The sequence below is a fragment of the Mycobacterium sp. RTGN5 genome, assembly GCF_033804465.1.
GTDB lineage: Bacteria > Actinomycetota > Actinomycetes > Mycobacteriales > Mycobacteriaceae > Mycobacterium.
This window is the reverse complement of sequence record NZ_JAPZLA010000001.1, coordinates 208440-225538: the sequence shown is the minus strand read 5'-3', so window position 1 is coordinate 225538 and position 17099 is coordinate 208440. Positions and strand designations below refer to the sequence as shown.

The following is a 17099-nucleotide window of genomic DNA, read 5'->3' as shown; positions in this document are numbered from 1 at the left end:
CCTAGTTGACAGTACGACACGGGACCGTACTCCACAACACTGGGAAACGGGGCTACTGAGGCCTAGCCGCGGTACTGGGCAACCTTCTCGGCGTACTCGTCGAGCAGTCGCAGCGATTCGTCCCGCGTTTTCGTCGGCAGTGCCAGATTCACCAGGCGGTAGCCCAGTCCGTCGAGGGCGCGCCAGTACTCCGGATCGATCGGTGTGCCGAACGTCGTCAGCGGAATGTCGTGGGTTGCTCCGGCACGCATCTGCTCGATCCGCATGCCCAGGTGCTCGGCCGGAGCAGGGTTGGAGATCCAGCCGGCTTCATGCTGGATCACCCGCCTGACCGTGGCCTCGGAATCGCCGCCGATGTAGATCGTCGGGTGCGGTTTCTGGACCGGCTTCGGGCGCAGATACGCCTGGTCGAAGTCGACGAATTTGCCGTGATATTCGGCAGGGTCATCGGTCCACAGGACCTTGATGGCTTCGATGCGCTCGTCCATCAGCGCGCCGCGGGTCTTGGGGTCGGTGCCGTGATCGCGCAACTCCTCGATGTTCCAGCCTGCGCCGACACCCAACGCGAACCGGCCGCCGGAGATGAGGTCGATGCTGGCCGCTTCCTTGGCCGTGATGATCGGGTCGCGCTGAATGAGCAGGGCGATCCCGGTGATCAACTCGATGCTGGTGGTGACCGCAGCTGCGGCGGCGAGCGTAACGAACGGGTCCAGAGTGCTGTAGTAATACGACGGCAGGTCACCACCCCCGGGGTACGGAGACTGCCTGCTGGCGGGAATGTGGGTGTGCTCGGCGATCGTCAGCGAGTGCAGGCCCCGCTCTTCGATTGCGCGGGCGAGGGTCACGGTGTCGATGGTGTCGTCATTGACGAAGGTCGAGATGCCGAATTCCATGTGCACAAGGGTATGGCTCTTCCCTGAGTGCACCTGCTGTGGTTTCGCGGTCAGAGGCGTTCAGTAACCGATCTCGTCGCAGATCGGCGGAATGATGATGAGGGCACCACGCGGGCTGCAGAACGGATGGGGAGGCGCCGGTGGCGGCGGAGGCGGCGGCGTGAGGATCGGCGCAGGCCCGTCCGCGGAAATAAAGCTGTCGAGCGGTTGTCCCTGCAAGTCGACCATCCGCACATTGCCCTGCCCGAAGGGCACGATGTACCAGGTATGGCACGCACCCATGTCCCACTGAAGGTTCTGGAATGGCAGTGCTTGTCCGGGGCACCAGCTGTGGGGCTGGGCGGCGAATGGATCCGCCTGAGCGGTCGCGGCATTGAGCGCGAGGCCGGCACTGACTATCGCACCGGCCGCGACGACTGCCGCCCCGACGCTGGACACTCGCATCATCATCACTCCTCTACACACCGCCGCATTGGCGATGTGTCGAGTTGACGCTGGCGCAGGTGCTACCAATCCCAACTTTGCCGTTTCAGCCGCCGTCGGAGGCGAATTCATCGATCAACGAGGCGACGAACGCCTGGGTGCGCTCTCGACTCTTGCTTCGCTCATGGGCGTCGCGGCCCAACGGCACGACCCGGGCGGCGAGATCGGTGACTCCGGCCTCGCGGTAACCGCGCAAGCGGGCTGCGATCGCGCCCTCGTCGCCGGCGGCCATGGTGTCGCCGACGTCCTGGGCGTCCCCGTGCTCCAGCAGCCGCACGTAGTTGGGCGAGAAATCGGCGTGCCCGAGGACCTCGCTGGCGTACGTACGCGCTTCGGCTATCTCGTCTTTGGCGCACAACGCGATGGGGACACCTGCGACGACGCGGGACACCTTGGTCCCTGCGGCGGCCGCCAGCGCCGGGACGACGTAGTCGCCGATGGCGCGTTCGTCGGCCATCCACAGGATGGTGCCTTCGGCACGCTCCCCCGCAATCTTCAGCATCGTGGGACCAAGGGCGGCCAACAGGACGGGTAGGTGTTCGTCGGTCACGTCGACGGGACTGTGCACCCGGTAGGTGTCGTTGTCCACGTCGACGGTGCCCGGACCCTGGACTGCCGCAGCGAGGACGTCGAGGTAGTCACGCACCTGCTTCGCCGGTTTGTCGTAGGACAGCCCCAGCTGGTCGGTGATGATCCAGTGGTGGGACGGTCCGAGCCCAAGGGCGAACCGCCCGCCGCAGGCCGCCTGGGTGGTGAGCGCCTGTTGGGCCATGATCAGCGGGTGCCGGGTTTGGATCGGCACCACCGCGGTGCCGATCTCGATGCGCTCGGTCACCTGGCCGAGCAGGGCGACCGCGGTCATGGCGTCGAGATATCCGGGTACCTGTGGAATCCAGAAGGACGCGAAACCATGTGCCTCGGTGGCTCTTCCGTCGTCGAGCAGGCCTTCGAGGCGATCCTTGCGGTCGCGTTCCTTATCCGAGCCGACCATCAATCCGATGCGCATCGGGCGTTCCTCTCAGGGCACATAGCGGTCCCATTCATGCGGCACGATCGGATGAAAGGGGGCGGCCAGCAGCGGTTCGGTGTTGCGCTGGTGCACCACGGGTTGCAGCCGGTGGCCGACCGCGACCGGGTCGTCGTCGAGGAAGCAGTAGGTGATGCGCTGACCGGGCTTGGCGCTGGCCAACTTCGGGTCGACATCTCCTGAAGTTGCGGTCCAGACTCCGGCGACGCCGTCGACATCGACCAGGTGCTCGGTGGGCGCCTCGCCGTTTTCGAGCAGGAGGTACACACCTGTGACCGGCCACCAGGGCAGGATGCCGGCGCCCACCTTGACGCGTGCCGCTGCGGTGCGCTGCTCGACGTCGTAGACGCCACGTTCGACCGGCGGCAACAGCGGCATCTTTCGGCCGGCGTCACCGAGTGCGTGCGAGAGTTCCAGGAAGCCGTCGAGTCCGCTTGGCGCACTGAAGAAGTACGTCATCACGTGGTCGATCTCGTCGTAGGGTCCTCGGCTGGCGGCGCGGGCCTTGCGGCATTCGGGCGTGGAGACCAGCCGCAGCGAGGCACGCACCTCGTGGAGCCGGTGTTGTTCGGGGCGGTGGTCGAGGGTGTGCCAACGCAGGTAGTCGGCGTCGGCGCCGTCGGGGTGGCGGCGGGCCATCGATACGAACAGCGTGGTGATATCGCCGTTGCCGGTTTTGAGGACGCCGGGTGTCTCATCGGAGGGGTTGCCGGGCAGTGACATTCGCATCCCTACATCCGGTGCGCTGGTAGGAGGTCGGGGTGGCGTGCCTCGATCATGCGTCGAAATCCGTCCTTCCAGGAAACTTTCGTCCTGCCGAGCACTCGGTGCATATGGGTGACGTCGGGCCACAGCGGGGTGTGGGCTTCGGTGGTGTAGTCGAAGATCGGTTCGACACCGACGAGCTCCCCCATGTAGGCGCAGTAGTCCTCGACGCTGACAGTCTCGCTGCCGGCCCAATTGACGACGATCGGCGGGGTGTCAGCCACCTCCATGGCGCGGATGCCGAGCTCTACGTAGTCGTCTTCGTAAATCGGATTGTAGTTGTTGGGTTTGTCGGGATGCAGCCGAATCGGCTTGCCCCCCAACATCAGATTGAGCCGGTCAGCCGGAGCCCCGCCTTCGGGACCGTACGTGGAGCAGATACGGATGATCGTCAGCGGGATGCGGTACTGCTTAGCGATCCAGGTGCAGAGTTGCTCGGCAGCGATCTTGGAGAAGCTGTAGTTTGCGCGCAGCGGCACGCCCGGCGGATCGGCTTCTGTCAGTGGGCGCTGACCCTGGTAGGCGTAGATCGAACCCGTCGAACAGAACACGAACCCCTTGGCGTTGCGGCAGTGGTAAAGCAGGTCGCCCGATTTCTGGGCGTTGGTGTCGACCGCGTCGGGCCAGTTATCCGCGCCGGGGTCGACGGCGGCGTGAAGAACATAGGTGAAATCGTCGGGCAGAGCGGAGAAGTCGCCGGTGCTCATGTCCAGGGCAACGGGGGTGATGTTGGCGGCGGTGAGACGGTCCCGGTCTTTATCGTCGCGCAGGCGGGCGGCGCCCCAGACCTCGTTGTCGCGGGCGAGGGCGCGGGCGATCGGAAACGCGATCTTGCCGGTGGCGCCGGTGATGAGGATCTTCTCTGCGTCGAGCATCCCATCAGTCATAGCGCACCGGGCGAGGAATGTTAAGTACTTGATATGTTTGGTCGGTGCAGCTGACCTTCGACCCCGATGTCGAGGCGTTTCGTGCGGAGTTCATCGAGTTCCTCGAGGAGCATCTGCCCGCGGAGGCCGAGGCGGCGGAGCGGTCCCGCTCGACATCGCATGTGCCGGAATGGGCTCGGCGCTGGCAGCGGCTGCAGTTCGACCGCGGCTGGTTGCTGCCGGGCAATCCCCCGGAGTTCGGTGGACGCAACGCGAGCGTGCTGCAGCAGTTCGTGCACCGCGAGGAGTTGGCGCACCGGCGGATCTATCACGTGTTCAACCCGCAGGGGGTTGGGATCATCGCGGCGTCGCTGCTGTCGTTCGGCACCGACGAGCAGAAGCAGCGGTGGGTGGTGCCGATCCTGCGGGCCGAGATGACGGCGTCGCTGGGCATGAGTGAGCCCGGCGCCGGGTCGGACCTGGCCGGCCTGTCGACCAAGGCGGTGCTGGACGGCGACCATTTCGTGGTCAACGGGCAGAAGGTGTGGACCTCGGGCGCCCACGATGCCGATGTGATCCTGACGTTCGTGCGGACCGATCCGGATGCGCCCCGGCACAAGGGAATCAGTGCGCTGATGATTCCCACCTCGAGTCCCGGTGTGGTGTGCCGGCCGTTCCCGTCGGTGCATGACCGGTCGGTGCTGGATTTCAACGAGGTGTTCTTCACCGACGTGCAGGTGCCGTCGGAGAACCTCGTCGGGCCGTTGCACGGGGGCTGGAAGGTGGCCAACGGCTCCCTGGGGCATGAGCGGACGATGATGTGGATGGCGTTCGCGAATCGGCTCGAACAGATGCTGGAGGATTTCGAGCCGGTTGGCGAGATCAGCCGCGACCGGTACGGGTCCATGGTGATGGATTACTACGCGCTGCGATTGCTGGGGTCGACTGCGGTGAGTCAGGCGGCGCGGGGCGAGCGGGATGTGCCGGCGGTCTCGGTGCTCAAGGTGCTGGGTTCGGAGGCCGAGCAGAATGCGGCGCGATATGCGCTGGAGGCCGCGGGCGAAGACGGCCTGCGCGATCCGGGTTTGACTGCGCCGTACAACGCCTACGCCCCGGAGCTTTTCGGCGCGAGCTGGTTCGCGCGGTACGTCACCACGTACGCGGGAACGATCGCCGGTGGCACGTCAGAGATTCAGCGCAACATCATCGCGCAGCGGGTGCTGGGACTGCCTGCGCGCTGAGCTACTTCCCGTCAGCCCGTTCAATAAGCCAGACTCCATTGACTTTCCGCAGTCCGACCTCCACCGCCTGATTGATAGTCAAGGGCGATGGCTGCCCATCGAGCGTCGTGGTTTGGCTGACGAAAACAAGCGCCACGCCCGTGTCACCATCGATGCTGACCACGCCCGCCTGCTGCACCACCGCAGTGGCGCTGATGTGCCCCATTTTGTAATCGGCTGCGAGCTGGGCCGATCCAGCTCTGAAGTCGGCCCCGAACCGTCCCGTGGTCACCGCCGCCGCCGCAGCGACGTCTTGCTCGGCGGTCTCGGCACGGATGGTCTGGAACGTCTCCATGTTGCTGCTTGCCGCCGCGATGAGTTCCTGCCGAACGACTAGTTGTTCGTCGACGGGCGGGGGGATTCGATTCTTCTGGTCAAACTGCCAAAGCCCCACGGCAACTGCGGTGGCGGTGGCGATTACAAGAAAGATGTTGGCAACCCACCAGCCCGTTCGTGGGAACGTCATCGCACGACCTCGACTTGAGATGTCTTCAACGTGCCATCTGTTCGCTCGACTGTGAGCAGTAGGTGCCAGTGCTGCGGGGTCATTTCACCAACGTGGTCCGTAACCGTTCCCTTGGCAGCGACGAGGACTTGAGCCTTTCCATTAGAGACGTCGATTGATTTCAATGCCGCAGCTGTGGCTGATCCGGCAACGATCAACGGGCCCTCTACAAGGGTCCCGTCCTGCAGGACGGATTTGAGGAAATCACCGCGCCACTGCAAATAGGAATCGTGAAAGTGCTCAGTGGAAACCTCGACTATTCGGCGCGAATCAACGTCAACTGTCTGCGGGCTCATCATCATGAGGCGATCGGCGAAAGACATGCCGAAATCCAGGTAGGGCTGTGTTGGTGGCGCGGCTGCGCGTCCTGGCCACGGGCGCACGGCTTGCGAGATCGCGAAGGCTCCCGCTGCGAGAAGCAGGACCACGAGGGTGAGCGGCACCAGTGCGGAAATCCACGGTGTTGCGCGCGACTTCTTCGCCGAGCCATCTGCCGGCATGCCGATAAATGGAGCCGAGCCGTCTTCAGCCATCGGCGATCTTATCGCGATGGCAGATGCCGATTCCTTGAATCGGAAACGTCGGCGACGCCTTGTTTTAGGCGGTCTGGGTCCGCCTAAATCCGGGAGCCTGGGAGCAACATCTGCATACCGCGACGAGCCTCGATTGCGGCGCCGAGCGACTGCTGAATTCCGGCAGTGGTGACCGACCCTGCTACCTGAGCGCTGTCGGGGATCGTGTACGCGCATGCCGGCTGGACCGGCGTCGCATCCTTGGGCATCGCGCTCTCCCTCGGCGGACTTGCTATCTGGGTAGCCTCGGAACTATTGCGCCGCAGATCATTACGATAAATCCCGCCGCAGCCCGGCAAAGATGGCATTCAGGCTGAAGTCCAGGTGCTGTTCGTCGGCGGCGTCGGCATCGCGGGCAGCCACCACCTGTCGGAGCACGGGAAAGTGGTCGGCGGCAGCGGTATCCAACGCCGTCGCCACTTCTGAGACGTAGGGGTGCTCTCGACTCTGGGAGAGAAAGACCGCTTCACGACCCGCAGCGTGGCCCAGCTCGCTCACGAGCCGAAGTATGTGACCCGCATCGTCCACGAAGAATCCCGCATCGACCAATGCCTGAAGAACACGCTCGACAGGTTCGAGCGCGCCGAGGCTGCTGGCGGGCAGCCGGAAGTAGGTCGCCAGGACGCCCAGTGCGACGTGGGCTTCGCGCAGGGCGACCGCATAACGGCGCAAAACGTCGCGCCAGTCAGCGCCGGTCGGTATCTCCATTCGGCTCAGTTCCACGGTGAACGCGTCGACGGCGACCAGCTCACGAAGTGTTTCGCGGTCCCCCACGTGGTAGTTGAGGGCTTTGGGGTCGACGCCTAGTACGTCGGCGACGGCCTGCATCGTGAGCTGCTCCGGAGCTACGGTGCGGGCTGCCGACATGATCCGCTCGCGCGTTATCTGTCGCGGCCGCCCGCGCTGCCGGGGCTTCACGGTCTCTCCCGCTGCGTCCTGCACGTCACGCCTTTCCATTCCGAGCACCATCAAAGCGTGATATTTTCCCGCTCGGGATAAATTCCCCGAAAGCGGCTACATCAGTATCAGCGATGAGGACAGCCAGGACCATGTCGACGACCACCCAACCCGGCATCTGCCGTATCTGCTCGGCGCACTGCGGGGTGCTGGCGACGGTCACCGACGGCCGGCTCGTCAAGGTCACCGGCGATCCCGACAACCCCTTGTTCAAGGGCTACAGCTGCGCCAAGGGCCGTGCCCTACCCGAGATTCACAACAACCCCGAGCGGCTGCTCCATAGCCAGAAGCGTGGCGACGACGGGTTTGCGCCGATCGAATCCGAACAGGCGATGGACGAGATCGCAACGGTATTGCAGAGCCTGATCGACCAGTTCGGGTCGCGCTCGGTCGCCCTCTATCTCGGCACGAACGGCCTGCCTTACCCCGCGTCGGCGCTGATGGCCAACGCCTTCATCAGAGCCATCGAATCTCCGATGTTCTTCACCGCCAACACCATCGATCAGCCGGGCAAGCAGATCGCACTCGCCGCCCACGGCCACTGGCTCGGCGGCGACGTCGACTTCGGCGAGGCGGACAGCTGGCTGCTGATCGGCACCAATCCGCTGGTGTCCAAGGCGATCGGCATTCCCGGCCAAAATCCCGCGCAAAACCTGAAAGCGGCGATAAGCCGCGGGATGAAGTTGATCGTGATCGACCCGCGCCGGTCACAGACCGCCGCCCGGGCGGCCATTCACATCCAACCCCGCCCCGGCGAAGACGCGGCGATCCTCGCCGGGATCATCAAAATCATCATTACCGAGGGGTTGTGTGACCGGCAGTTCATCGAGGAGCACGTCGACGGCTTCCCCGCACTGGTCGAGGCGGTAGCCGCCTTTACGCCAGCCCACGTCGCCGAACGGGCAGACATTGACGAGCAGCAATTGATCGACGCCGCACGGCTATTCGCATCGCACGGTAGTCGTGGCGGCATGGTGAACGCTGGGACCGGGGCCAACATGGCCATGCACGGCAACGTCGTCGAATATCTGTGTCTGTGCCTGACGTCCATCTGCGGGAGGTGGCAGCGCGCCGGGGAACGGGTGCTCCGGCCGAACACCCTCATGCCTGCATTCACGGCCAAGGCCCAGGCGCACCCGCCCTATGAAGGCTGGGGGTACGGCGAGCAGCTGCGGGTGCGCGATCTGACGGATGCGGTGTGCGGTATGCCGACTGCCGCCTTGGCAGACGAGATTCTGATGGACGGGGACGGGCAGGTGAAGGCCCTCATCTGCATCGGTGGCAATCCCATGGCTGCCTGGCCCGATCAACGAAAGACCCTGCAGGCGTTGGAAAGCCTCGAGTTGCTCGTCACCCTTGACACTGAGATGTCGCTGACATCGCGGCTGGCTGACTACGTCATCGCGCCGAGGATGCAGATGGAAACGCCTGCGATGACGATGGGCAGCGAGCTGATCAAGTACTACACCAGCGGGACAGGGATACCAGCTCCCTACGCACAGTATGTGCCACGGCTCGTCGAGCCACCTACTGGTTCCGACCTCATCGAGGAATGGCAGTTCTTCCTCGGCCTCGCCAAGCGGATGGACCTGGAATTGTGGTTCATCAACTTCTTCGGTGGTGGCGGCGGCAGGTTCATGGAGTCGCCGCCCATCGTCTGTAATTTCAACGGCGACACCGAGATCACCACCGAAGAGCTGTTCGGAAAGATGTGCGAGACCTCGCGCATTCCGCTCGACGAAGTCCGAAGTCATCCGCACGGTGCGATCTTCGACGTGGAAGCGATCGTTGCCGAAAAAGACCCGGACTGTACGGCGAAGCTCGACGTGGGAAATGACTACATGCTCACCGAGCTTGGCGAATATCTAGCCGAGGACTACCGGACAGCCAGGGCTGATGCGAACTTCCCGTACCGGCTGGTGCCGCGGCGGCACAACAACTTCATGAACTCCTCGGGTATCGCTCTGCCGGAGCTGAATCACGGCAAGGCCTACAACCCCACCTACATGCATCCGGACAGCATCGCGGCATTGGGGCTGACATCCGGTGACCTGGTGACGGTTACCTCGCCGCACGACAGCATCCCCAGCGTTCTCGAAGCAGACGACAGTCTCCGTCACGACGTCGTCGCCACGCACCATGCCTTCGGCGGCCTGCCTGCCGAAGACGGCGAGGTCCGCGACCGCGGAAGCAGCGTGGCCCGGTTGATCCCGACCAGTCACGAATACGACCGCATCACCGGCTTGCCGCGCCAGGGGAACATTCCCGTGCGCATCACGCCACGACCGAATATCGGAGAGGTGTCGCTATGACCAATGTTGTTGCACGCGAGCCGAATCTCGCCAGCCCATGGGCGCCTCATCGGGTGCGGATGTACTTGGCCGCGGGTGCCTTCACTGGGCTGGTGTTCGTCGGCATGACCATCGGGGTGGGCATCGGCCTCATCGAGCCGAACTTCACCTCAGATGTCATCGCCAACCTGTTGTTCGGCATTCCGGCGATTCTGATCCCCCTTGTCCTTCTCTGGGATGCACCGGGCGAGCACCGCATGCGCGAGGAGAAGGCCGCCGAGCTCACGTTGTTCTATCTGCCCTACACCGCGTTCAGCCAGATCTGCTACGAGCTGGTCTTTCTCATCGGGCACCCGCTGGGCTGGTGGACCCCGACCAGCGACCCCGGCATCAAGTGGCTCTGGTGGCAATACGGCCTCGCCGATACCCGCTACGCCAGCGGAAATCCGTGGACCTTCGCCCTCGAGGTCGTCGGGGTCACCACCGGCATCGTGCTGATCACCATGTGGACTCGGCTTGTCCGACAATCACTCCCGATCGAGAAGCGGATTCGCTCGCTGTGGCTGGCGTTCGCCGGCATCGCCGTTCTCATGAGCAGTACCGCGGTCTACTTCATCGCCGAGGTCGGCGCCGGCTTCAGAGATATCGGGCAGGGTGCGTTCGGGTTGTGGTTCAAGTTCATCGGCGAGAACATTCCGTTCATCGTGCTGCCCGCCCTGGTGTTGTACGCGATCCATATCCAGATCGATTACCTGACCCGGAAAGTCGCCACTTCAGTGTGAGATAGGCCGGCCGGTCAGCCAAACAGGGGCAGCGCCCGACACCACGGCATATCCTTCACCGGATGAGCACGGGCCGATCGCGCAACGCCGCGCAGACGCGCGCCGACATTCTGCATGCGGCTCGGCTCCGATTCGGATCTGACGGCTACCAGAGCACCACGTTGCGTGCGGTCGCCGGAGACGTCGGCATCGATCCGGCGCTGATCATTCGTTATTTCGGCACCAAGCAGGAACTCTTCGCCGAAGCGGCCGAATTCACGATCAACCTGCCCGACCTGACCACGCTGCACCATGACGAGATCGCCGACGCCCTGCTGTCGCGCTTCTTCGCCGTGTGGGAGCAGGACACCACGTTCATCGCCCTGCTGCGTGCGGCCATGACCAGCGAGACGGCGGCGGACACGTTGCGCAAGGTATTCGCCACGCAGGTAGGACCCGTGCTCGCGGCGGTCGCCCCCGATCACCCCGCACAACGTGCCGGCCTGATGGGTGCACTCGTCATCGGCTTGGCGACCACGCGGTACGTGCTGGCCAACCCGGCGGTGGTCAATCTCAGCCGGGAAGAGTTGATCCACTGGACCCGACCACTGATTCGTCAGCTCCTGGTCGGCTCCTACTCCGAGTAATCCGCACCGGGACAACCCACCGGAGCGCCCTCGCATACCCGCTATGTCACCAGCCGTTGACATAGCTCCCGCATGGGCATAGCGTGCTAAGTCATCACCTGTTGACATCATCAACCAGGGGGCATCATGACTCAGCCGGCCGACCGCTCCGTCCTACGCAGGGTGGCCACATTGGCCCTCGCCGCGCCGCGGCGATTCCTTGTCACGGCCATGCTGGTGGCGGTCGCAGCAGCGATTTTGGCTGTGCCCGTTGCTCATTCACTGTGTGCCTGCGGCATGGAAGATCCCTCCTCGGAATCGTCACGAGCCACGGCGATGTTGGCCGACGATTTCCATCAGAGCGCGCAGCAGATGGTCATCGTCGTCTCGACGGCGCCGGGGTATCGCAGCGAGGCTGCCAGACAGGTCGGCGAACAGATCGTCGACGCATTGACCCGGTCGCCACATGTCACCACGGTGACGTCGGCGTGGACGGCGCCGCCGACCGGTCTCGCGGGCCTTGTCAGCGAAGACGGCCGCTCCGCGCTGATCGTGGCCGGGATTTCTGGAACTGAGACGGATGCCCCGGGCTACGCCAAGGCGCTGGCGGACAACATCGTTCACGATCGCGACGGCGTCACCGTACAAGCCGGCGGCAGTGCCATGGTCAACGCCGGAATCACCGAGCAGTCCCAGCACGATCTGTTTCGGATGGAATCGTTGGCGATTCCGCTGAGCTTTCTGGTGCTGGTGTGGGTCTTCGGCGGACTGCTGGCGGCCGCGGTTCCCGTCGCGGTCGGGGTGCTGGCCATCGTCGGCGCGCTGGCGGTGCTCCGGATCGTCACACTGTTCACGGACGTGTCGATATTCGCCCTGAATCTCACTGCCGCACTGGGCCTCGCGCTGGCGATCGACTACACGCTTCTGATGGTCAACCGGTACCGCGACGAAATCCAAGGCGGCGCCGACCGTGAGACCGCCCTAGCCACGATGATGTCCGCCGCTGGGCGCACCGTGCTGTTCTCGTCGACGATCGTGGCCTTGTCGATGGCGGTGATGGTGCTGTTCCCGATGCACTTCCTCAAGTCGTTCGCCTACGCGGGCGTCGCGACCGTGGTGTTCGCCGCCCTCGCGGCGCTGCTCGTCACACCCGCCGCGATCGCGCTGCTCGGCCCCCGCATCACCAAGCACCGCAGGCGGGCCGAAAAGCCCGTCCAGCAGCAGTTCCTGTACCGCTGGGCACGCCTGGTCATGCGCCGAGCGATCCCGTTCGGACTGGCGGTCGTCGTGCTGCTGTTGCTGCTTGGCGCGCCGTTCGCCGGTGTGCGATGGGGCTTTCCCGACGACCGGGTGTTACCGCAGAGCTCGTCCGCCCACCAGGTCGGTGACCGGTTGCGCGACGACTTCGTCGACAATTCCGCGACCGCCGTCGCCGTCGTGCTGCCCGACACCTCGGGTCTGACGCCCGCCGAGATCCTGGCCTACCGGGATCGGTTGTCCGGTGTCGCCGATGTCTCCGCGGTGTCCTTGCCCGTCGACGTCGACAACCACGCCCTGCTGACGGTGTACAGCACCGCGCCGCTGTTCTCGGATCGCTGGGCGGCACAGCTTGATCGACTGCACGCAGTGCCTCCACCCGGTGGTCGGGACGTGCTGCTGACCGGCACGGCGCAGACCAACAGCGACAGCGTCGACGCGATCACGTCACGGTTGCCTGTTGTGCTCAGCGTGATCGCCGCCATCATGTTCGTCCTGCTGTTCCTGTTGACCGGCAGCGTCGCAATCCCGATCAAAGCGCTTGTCCTGAACCTGCTCTCGCTGACCGCGGCATTCGGCGCGATGGTGTGGATCTTCCAGGATGGACACCTGGGCGGACTCGGAACCACGTCGACCGGAACGCTGGTGGCCAATGTCCCAGTGTTGTTGTTCTGCATCGCCTTCGGCCTGTCGATGGACTACGAGGTGTTCCTCGTCTCCCGCATCCGCGAGTTCTGGCTCGCGTCTCCGCGCGGCCGGGAGGACAACGATGCGAGCGTCGCACTGGGGATCGCGCACACCGGCCGGGTGGTAACCGCCGCCGCTGCCGTGATGGCCATCTCGTTCGCCGCATTGATCGCTGCGCAGGTGTCGTTCATGCGGATGTTCGGACTCGGCTTGACCCTGGCGGTGCTGGCCGACGCGACGCTGGTGCGCATGGTGCTGATGCCTGCCTTCATGCACCTGCTCGGTGAATGGAACTGGTGGGCCCCGAAATCGCTGGCGCGCTTGCATCGCCGCGTCGGACTGCATGACGGCGGCGAGATCCCCGAACCCGCCTTTCCTGATAACCCTGTTCCCGATCCCCCAATGAACGACGTGACATCCCGCCGCGTCCTCGAGAAAGGAAGATTGTCATGAGTGTTGTTGCCGCCGTGCGCGGAGAGGTGCCTGAGCACCGTTACACCCAAGCCGAAGTCACCGAGGCACTGCTCACGTTGCCGGGCTATCAGCAGTATGCGGACAGCATTCGCGCACTGCACAAGAGCGCCAAGGTGGACACCCGTCATATGGTCCTGCCGTTGGAGGAGTATGCCGGGATCACCGACTTCGGCACAGCCAACGATATTTTCATCGCCCACGCCGTCGAGCTCGGCGCTGCCGCGTTGAGCGGCGCCCTCGAGGACGCCGGTGTGGATCCGTCCGAGGTCGACATGATCATGACGACCACCGTCACCGGTATCGCGGTACCGCCGCTCGATGCTCGCATCGCCGCCCGGGTCGGCCTGCGGCCCGATGTCCGGCGCGTCCCGATGTTCGGGCTGGGCTGCGTGGCGGGCGCCGCCGGTATCGCCCGACTCAACGACTACCTGCGTGGCCATCGCGACGGTGTCGCGGTACTGCTGGCCGTCGAGCTGTGTTCCCTGGTGTCCAAGACCGAACCCTCGATGGCAACGGTGGTGGGCAGCAGCCTGTTCGGTGACGGAGCCGCCGCGGTGGTCGCCGTCGGTGACGAATATGCCACCAAGGGAACGGGTCCCGAGATCATCGACTCACGCAGCCATCTCTATCCCGACTCGCTGCGCACAATGGGATGGGACATCGATGCCAGCGGCTTCCGGCTGGTGCTCTCCCCCGACGTCCCCAAGGTCGTCGAACGCTACCTCGCCGATGACGTCACCGGCTTCCTCGCCAGCCACGATCTGGCGGTCGACGACATTCACACCTGGGTGAGCCACCCCGGCGGCCCCAAGGTGATCGAGGCCATCACCGCCTCCCTCGGATTGCCCGAGGACGCCTTGGAGTTGACCTGGCGGTCATTGGCGGAAGTGGGCAACCTGTCGTCGGCGTCGGTTTTGCATGTCCTGCGCGACACCATCGCCAAGCGGCCGCCGGCCGGTGCGCCTGGTCTGATGATGGCCATGGGCCCGGGGTTCTGCTCCGAACTCGTGCTGCTGCGCTGGCGCTGAGCGGCGACCATCATGATCTGGTATGTACTGCTGGTCGCCGCGATCGGTGCCGAGCGACTGGCGGAACTGGTTGTCGCCGAACGGAATCGACGCTGGAGTGCGGAACGCGGTGGCGCCGAGTTCGGTTCCCGACACTACCCGGTGATGGTCATCCTGCACACCGGTCTGCTCGCCGGGTGCCTAGTCGAGGCCATCGCGCTGCACCGACCGTTCCTCCCGCCGCTGGGGTTCTCCATGCTCGCGCTGGTGGTGGCGGCCCAGGTCTTGCGGTGGTGGTGCGTCACCACGCTCGGACGCCAGTGGAACACCCGGGTGATCGTGGTTCCCGGCGCGGCTCGGATCACCGGCGGGCCCTACCGATTGATCCCGCATCCGAATTACGTCGCGGTGATCGTCGAGGGCTTCGCTTTGCCACTGGTGCACAGCGCGTGGATTACCGCTGCGGTGTTCACGGTGCTCAATGCGGCGCTGCTGAAGACGCGGCTCGACGTCGAGAACACGGCACTGGCGAGGTTGCGGTGATAGATCTTCTCGTCGCCGGTGGCGGCCCCGCAGGATTGGCCACCGCGATCCACGGCGCTCGGGCAGGGCTCGACGTGGTCGTTGTCGAACGCCGCCGCGGCACCCTAGACAAGGCGTGCGGTGAAGGCATGATGCCCCACACCGTTGAGCATCTGGCGCGTCTCGGAGTGGCCCCGGCCGGGATGCCCCTGCGGGGCATCGCCTATGTCGACGGAGACCAACGGATCGAGGCGACATTCCGGGCCGGCCCCGGTCGGGGCGTGCGAAGGACGGTGTTGCACGCCGCCCTACTGGACGCTGCCCGCGACGCGGGGGTGCAATTCGTGTACGACGACATTGGACCGATCAGCCAGGATGCTACGTCGGTGCGTGCGGCCGGTCTGCAAGCCCGATACCTGGCGGCCGCGGACGGTCTGCACTCGCCGATCCGTCGAGCACTGGGACTGTCGCAGCCCTGCCGCGGAGCGCGGCGGTGGGGAATCCGCCACCACGTGCAGGCGGCGCCGTGGAGCGATCGCGTCGAAGTGCATTGGGGCCCTTGCAGCGAGGCGTACGTGACGCCGGTGGCCGACGATTGTGTCGGCATCGCGATCCTGAGTTCGTCCCGCGGCGGATTTGACCGCCACCTTCGCGAATTTCCCGCCTTGATCGACCGGATCACTGGTCTCGCCCGCGGCCCCGACCGCGCCGCCGGTCCGCTGCGACAGAAGGCCCGCAGCCGAACGGCCGGACGGGTGCTACTCGTCGGGGACGCCGCCGGCTACATCGACGCCTTGACCGGCGAGGGCGTCGGCATGGCATTCGGTGCCGCCGAACTCTTGGTGAATTGTGTGGTCGCACAACGCACGTCTGACTACGACAGGCAGTGGCGTGGGTTGACCCGGCGCTACCGGTTGCTCACCGCGGGTCTGCTGTGTGCCGGGTCGGTGCCGTTGATCCGCTCCCGGATCGTGCCCGCCGCCCGAACCCTGCCCCATGTTTTCTCCGGCGTCGTGAACCAACTCGCGGCGTGACATCACCAGAAAGGCTCTGCTCGTGGATATCTCAGCCCGCTCCTACCTCACCTTTGGTGTTTCACTCCTTACGGCCAGCGCGATCGCCTTTGCCCCGTTACCCATCACGGCGCACCAGCCGGTCAGCGTCGCCACGGCGGACATCCGGCTGGTCGTGAGCCCGGCCGAGATCAACGCGGCCATCGATGACGTCCAAGCCGAGTTGCTCGACGGAACCGCCCAACTCGCCACGGCAGCCGGCGGCCCGGGACGGGGGCTCATCGGCGTCGTCGACAACATCGTCACGATGTGGGATGTGCTCTTCACCCGGTTGATGAACGCCACCAGCGACCCCACTCAGCTGGGATCGCTGGCGATCCTCAAACCGTTCTGCGTCGACGCGTTCGCGATGCTCGCGCACAATCTGGGGCGGATCAATGCCGTCATCACCGGGACCACCACTCAGGTCGGCGGACTGCTGACGACGGCCCTGACCGGATCGCTGCGCACCGTGCTCATCGCGGGGGCGACGGCGGCCAACGCTCCACTGGCACCGTCGAGCTACACCGGGCTGCTTACGGCGGCGATCGACACCGGCGGCCTGCTCATCGGCAACGGACTCGGCGTGGTCAAGTCGATGGGCGACGCGGGATTCGACATCGGCGGGATCGTCACCGATGAACTGACCTTCCAGCTCGACAACGCGCTCGGCAGCCTCGGCAAGCTGCTCACCCAGCTCGGTGACGCCTCGGGTTCTGGTATCGCCAAGGCGGTGGTGTCAGCGGTGCGTGGACTGGCGTTCGCGCCGGCCCTTGCCGTGTTCAACTTCGGGTCCCAGGTCATCAAGACGGTAATCGCTACGGCGAAAACAGGATTCGACGCGGTAGTGGACATCGGGTCATCCATCGTGGGTTCGCCGGTTACGGCGACGGCGTCCGCGGTGGGGCGCGTGCCCGTCGGCCACTCGTTGACCCGCTCACCGGCGAGCGTGGTCGCCGCTCGTTCCGAAAAGCCGGCCGCCAAAGCCAAACCCGCGGCGAAGAAGTCCACACCCAGCCAGCGCTCCGCCGGCCACGCGCACAGGAGTGCCGCAAGTCAGGCCCGCTAGCCGGC

At 65.1% G+C, this 17099-nt stretch carries 18 protein-coding genes; 9 read left to right on the top strand and 9 right to left on the bottom strand.

Annotation, left to right across the window (positions count from 1 at the left end; all coding sequences use genetic code 11):
- Positions 1–62: 62 nt before the first annotated feature.
- The 5 genes from SLQ31_RS01065 to SLQ31_RS01045 all read right to left on the bottom strand — a co-directional run bounded on the left by SLQ31_RS01065 (position 63) and on the right by SLQ31_RS01045 (position 4043).
- The gene (locus tag SLQ31_RS01065) at positions 63–893 is read right to left on the bottom strand and encodes an LLM class F420-dependent oxidoreductase (protein WP_319428879.1); all 831 of its coding nucleotides are present in this window, start codon (positions 891–893) and stop codon (positions 63–65) included.
- 60 nt (positions 894–953) lie between these two features.
- Entirely contained in the window at positions 954–1337 is a 384-nt protein-coding gene (locus SLQ31_RS01060; protein ID WP_319428877.1) for a hypothetical protein, read from the bottom strand.
- A gap of 85 nt (positions 1338–1422) precedes the next feature.
- Complete coding sequence (locus SLQ31_RS01055) at positions 1423–2382, bottom strand: TIGR03564 family F420-dependent LLM class oxidoreductase (RefSeq protein WP_319428875.1); 960 nt, start codon at positions 2380–2382, stop codon at positions 1423–1425.
- 12 nt (positions 2383–2394) lie between these two features.
- Positions 2395–3126 carry a hypothetical protein gene (locus SLQ31_RS01050; RefSeq protein ID WP_319432728.1) on the bottom strand — a complete coding sequence of 244 codons (732 nt, stop codon included), beginning with the start codon at positions 3124–3126 and terminating at the stop codon, positions 2395–2397.
- An 8-nt stretch (positions 3127–3134) separates the two neighbouring features.
- Positions 3135–4043, bottom strand: a complete 909-nt coding sequence (locus SLQ31_RS01045) for an NAD(P)-dependent oxidoreductase (RefSeq protein WP_319428873.1) — start codon at positions 4041–4043, stop codon at positions 3135–3137.
- Between the two features lie 56 nt (positions 4044–4099).
- Between SLQ31_RS01045 and SLQ31_RS01040 the strand changes: the two genes are divergently transcribed.
- Positions 4100–5275, top strand: a complete 1176-nt coding sequence (locus SLQ31_RS01040; protein WP_319428871.1) for an acyl-CoA dehydrogenase family protein — start codon at positions 4100–4102, stop codon at positions 5273–5275.
- Between the two features lies 1 nt (position 5276).
- On the opposite strand, the gene SLQ31_RS01035 is transcribed toward SLQ31_RS01040, so the two are convergent.
- From SLQ31_RS01035 to SLQ31_RS01020, 4 genes are all read right to left on the bottom strand, one after another.
- Positions 5277–5780, bottom strand: coding sequence for a hypothetical protein (locus SLQ31_RS01035; RefSeq protein ID WP_319428869.1), 504 nt, complete (start codon positions 5778–5780; stop codon positions 5277–5279).
- The gene (locus SLQ31_RS01030; RefSeq protein WP_319428867.1) at positions 5777–6352 is read right to left on the bottom strand and encodes a hypothetical protein; all 576 of its coding nucleotides are present in this window, start codon (positions 6350–6352) and stop codon (positions 5777–5779) included. Before SLQ31_RS01030 ends, SLQ31_RS01035 begins: the two co-directional genes overlap by 4 nt.
- Positions 6353–6435: 83 nt before the next feature.
- Complete coding sequence (locus tag SLQ31_RS01025) at positions 6436–6600, bottom strand: hypothetical protein (protein WP_319428866.1); 165 nt, start codon at positions 6598–6600, stop codon at positions 6436–6438.
- Positions 6601–6661: 61 nt separating this feature from the next.
- Positions 6662–7348 carry a TetR/AcrR family transcriptional regulator gene (locus SLQ31_RS01020; RefSeq protein WP_319428865.1) on the bottom strand — a complete coding sequence of 229 codons (687 nt, stop codon included), beginning with the start codon at positions 7346–7348 and terminating at the stop codon, positions 6662–6664.
- 92 nt (positions 7349–7440) lie between these two features.
- Here SLQ31_RS01020 and SLQ31_RS01015 point away from each other — a divergent pair, with 92 nt between their 5' ends.
- The 8 genes from SLQ31_RS01015 to SLQ31_RS00980 all read left to right on the top strand — a co-directional run bounded on the left by SLQ31_RS01015 (position 7441) and on the right by SLQ31_RS00980 (position 17094).
- Positions 7441–9660 (top strand): molybdopterin-dependent oxidoreductase, encoded by a 2220-nt coding sequence (locus SLQ31_RS01015; RefSeq protein WP_319428864.1) that lies wholly within the window; start codon positions 7441–7443, stop codon positions 9658–9660.
- Entirely contained in the window at positions 9657–10421 is a 765-nt protein-coding gene (locus SLQ31_RS01010) for an emopamil-binding protein (protein WP_319428862.1), read from the top strand. Before SLQ31_RS01015 ends, SLQ31_RS01010 begins: the two co-directional genes overlap by 4 nt.
- A 62-nt stretch (positions 10422–10483) precedes the next feature.
- Positions 10484–11047: a TetR/AcrR family transcriptional regulator gene (locus SLQ31_RS01005; protein ID WP_319428861.1), complete on the top strand. Its 564-nt coding sequence runs from the start codon at positions 10484–10486 to the stop codon at positions 11045–11047.
- 126 nt (positions 11048–11173) lie between these two features.
- Entirely contained in the window at positions 11174–13423 is a 2250-nt protein-coding gene (locus SLQ31_RS01000; RefSeq protein WP_319428860.1) for an MMPL family transporter, read from the top strand.
- The gene (locus SLQ31_RS00995) at positions 13420–14472 is read left to right on the top strand and encodes a type III polyketide synthase (RefSeq protein ID WP_319428859.1); all 1053 of its coding nucleotides are present in this window, start codon (positions 13420–13422) and stop codon (positions 14470–14472) included. Before SLQ31_RS01000 ends, SLQ31_RS00995 begins: the two co-directional genes overlap by 4 nt.
- 12 nt (positions 14473–14484) lie before the next feature.
- Positions 14485–14994, top strand: a complete 510-nt coding sequence (locus SLQ31_RS00990; protein WP_319428858.1) for an isoprenylcysteine carboxyl methyltransferase family protein — start codon at positions 14485–14487, stop codon at positions 14992–14994.
- A complete protein-coding gene (locus SLQ31_RS00985) occupies positions 14991–16007 on the top strand; it encodes an NAD(P)/FAD-dependent oxidoreductase (RefSeq protein ID WP_319428857.1) in 1017 nt (338 codons plus the stop codon). Before SLQ31_RS00990 ends, SLQ31_RS00985 begins: the two co-directional genes overlap by 4 nt.
- 22 nt (positions 16008–16029) lie before the next feature.
- Entirely contained in the window at positions 16030–17094 is a 1065-nt protein-coding gene (locus tag SLQ31_RS00980; RefSeq protein ID WP_319428856.1) for a hypothetical protein, read from the top strand.
- The last annotated feature ends 5 nt before the right edge of the window (positions 17095–17099 follow it).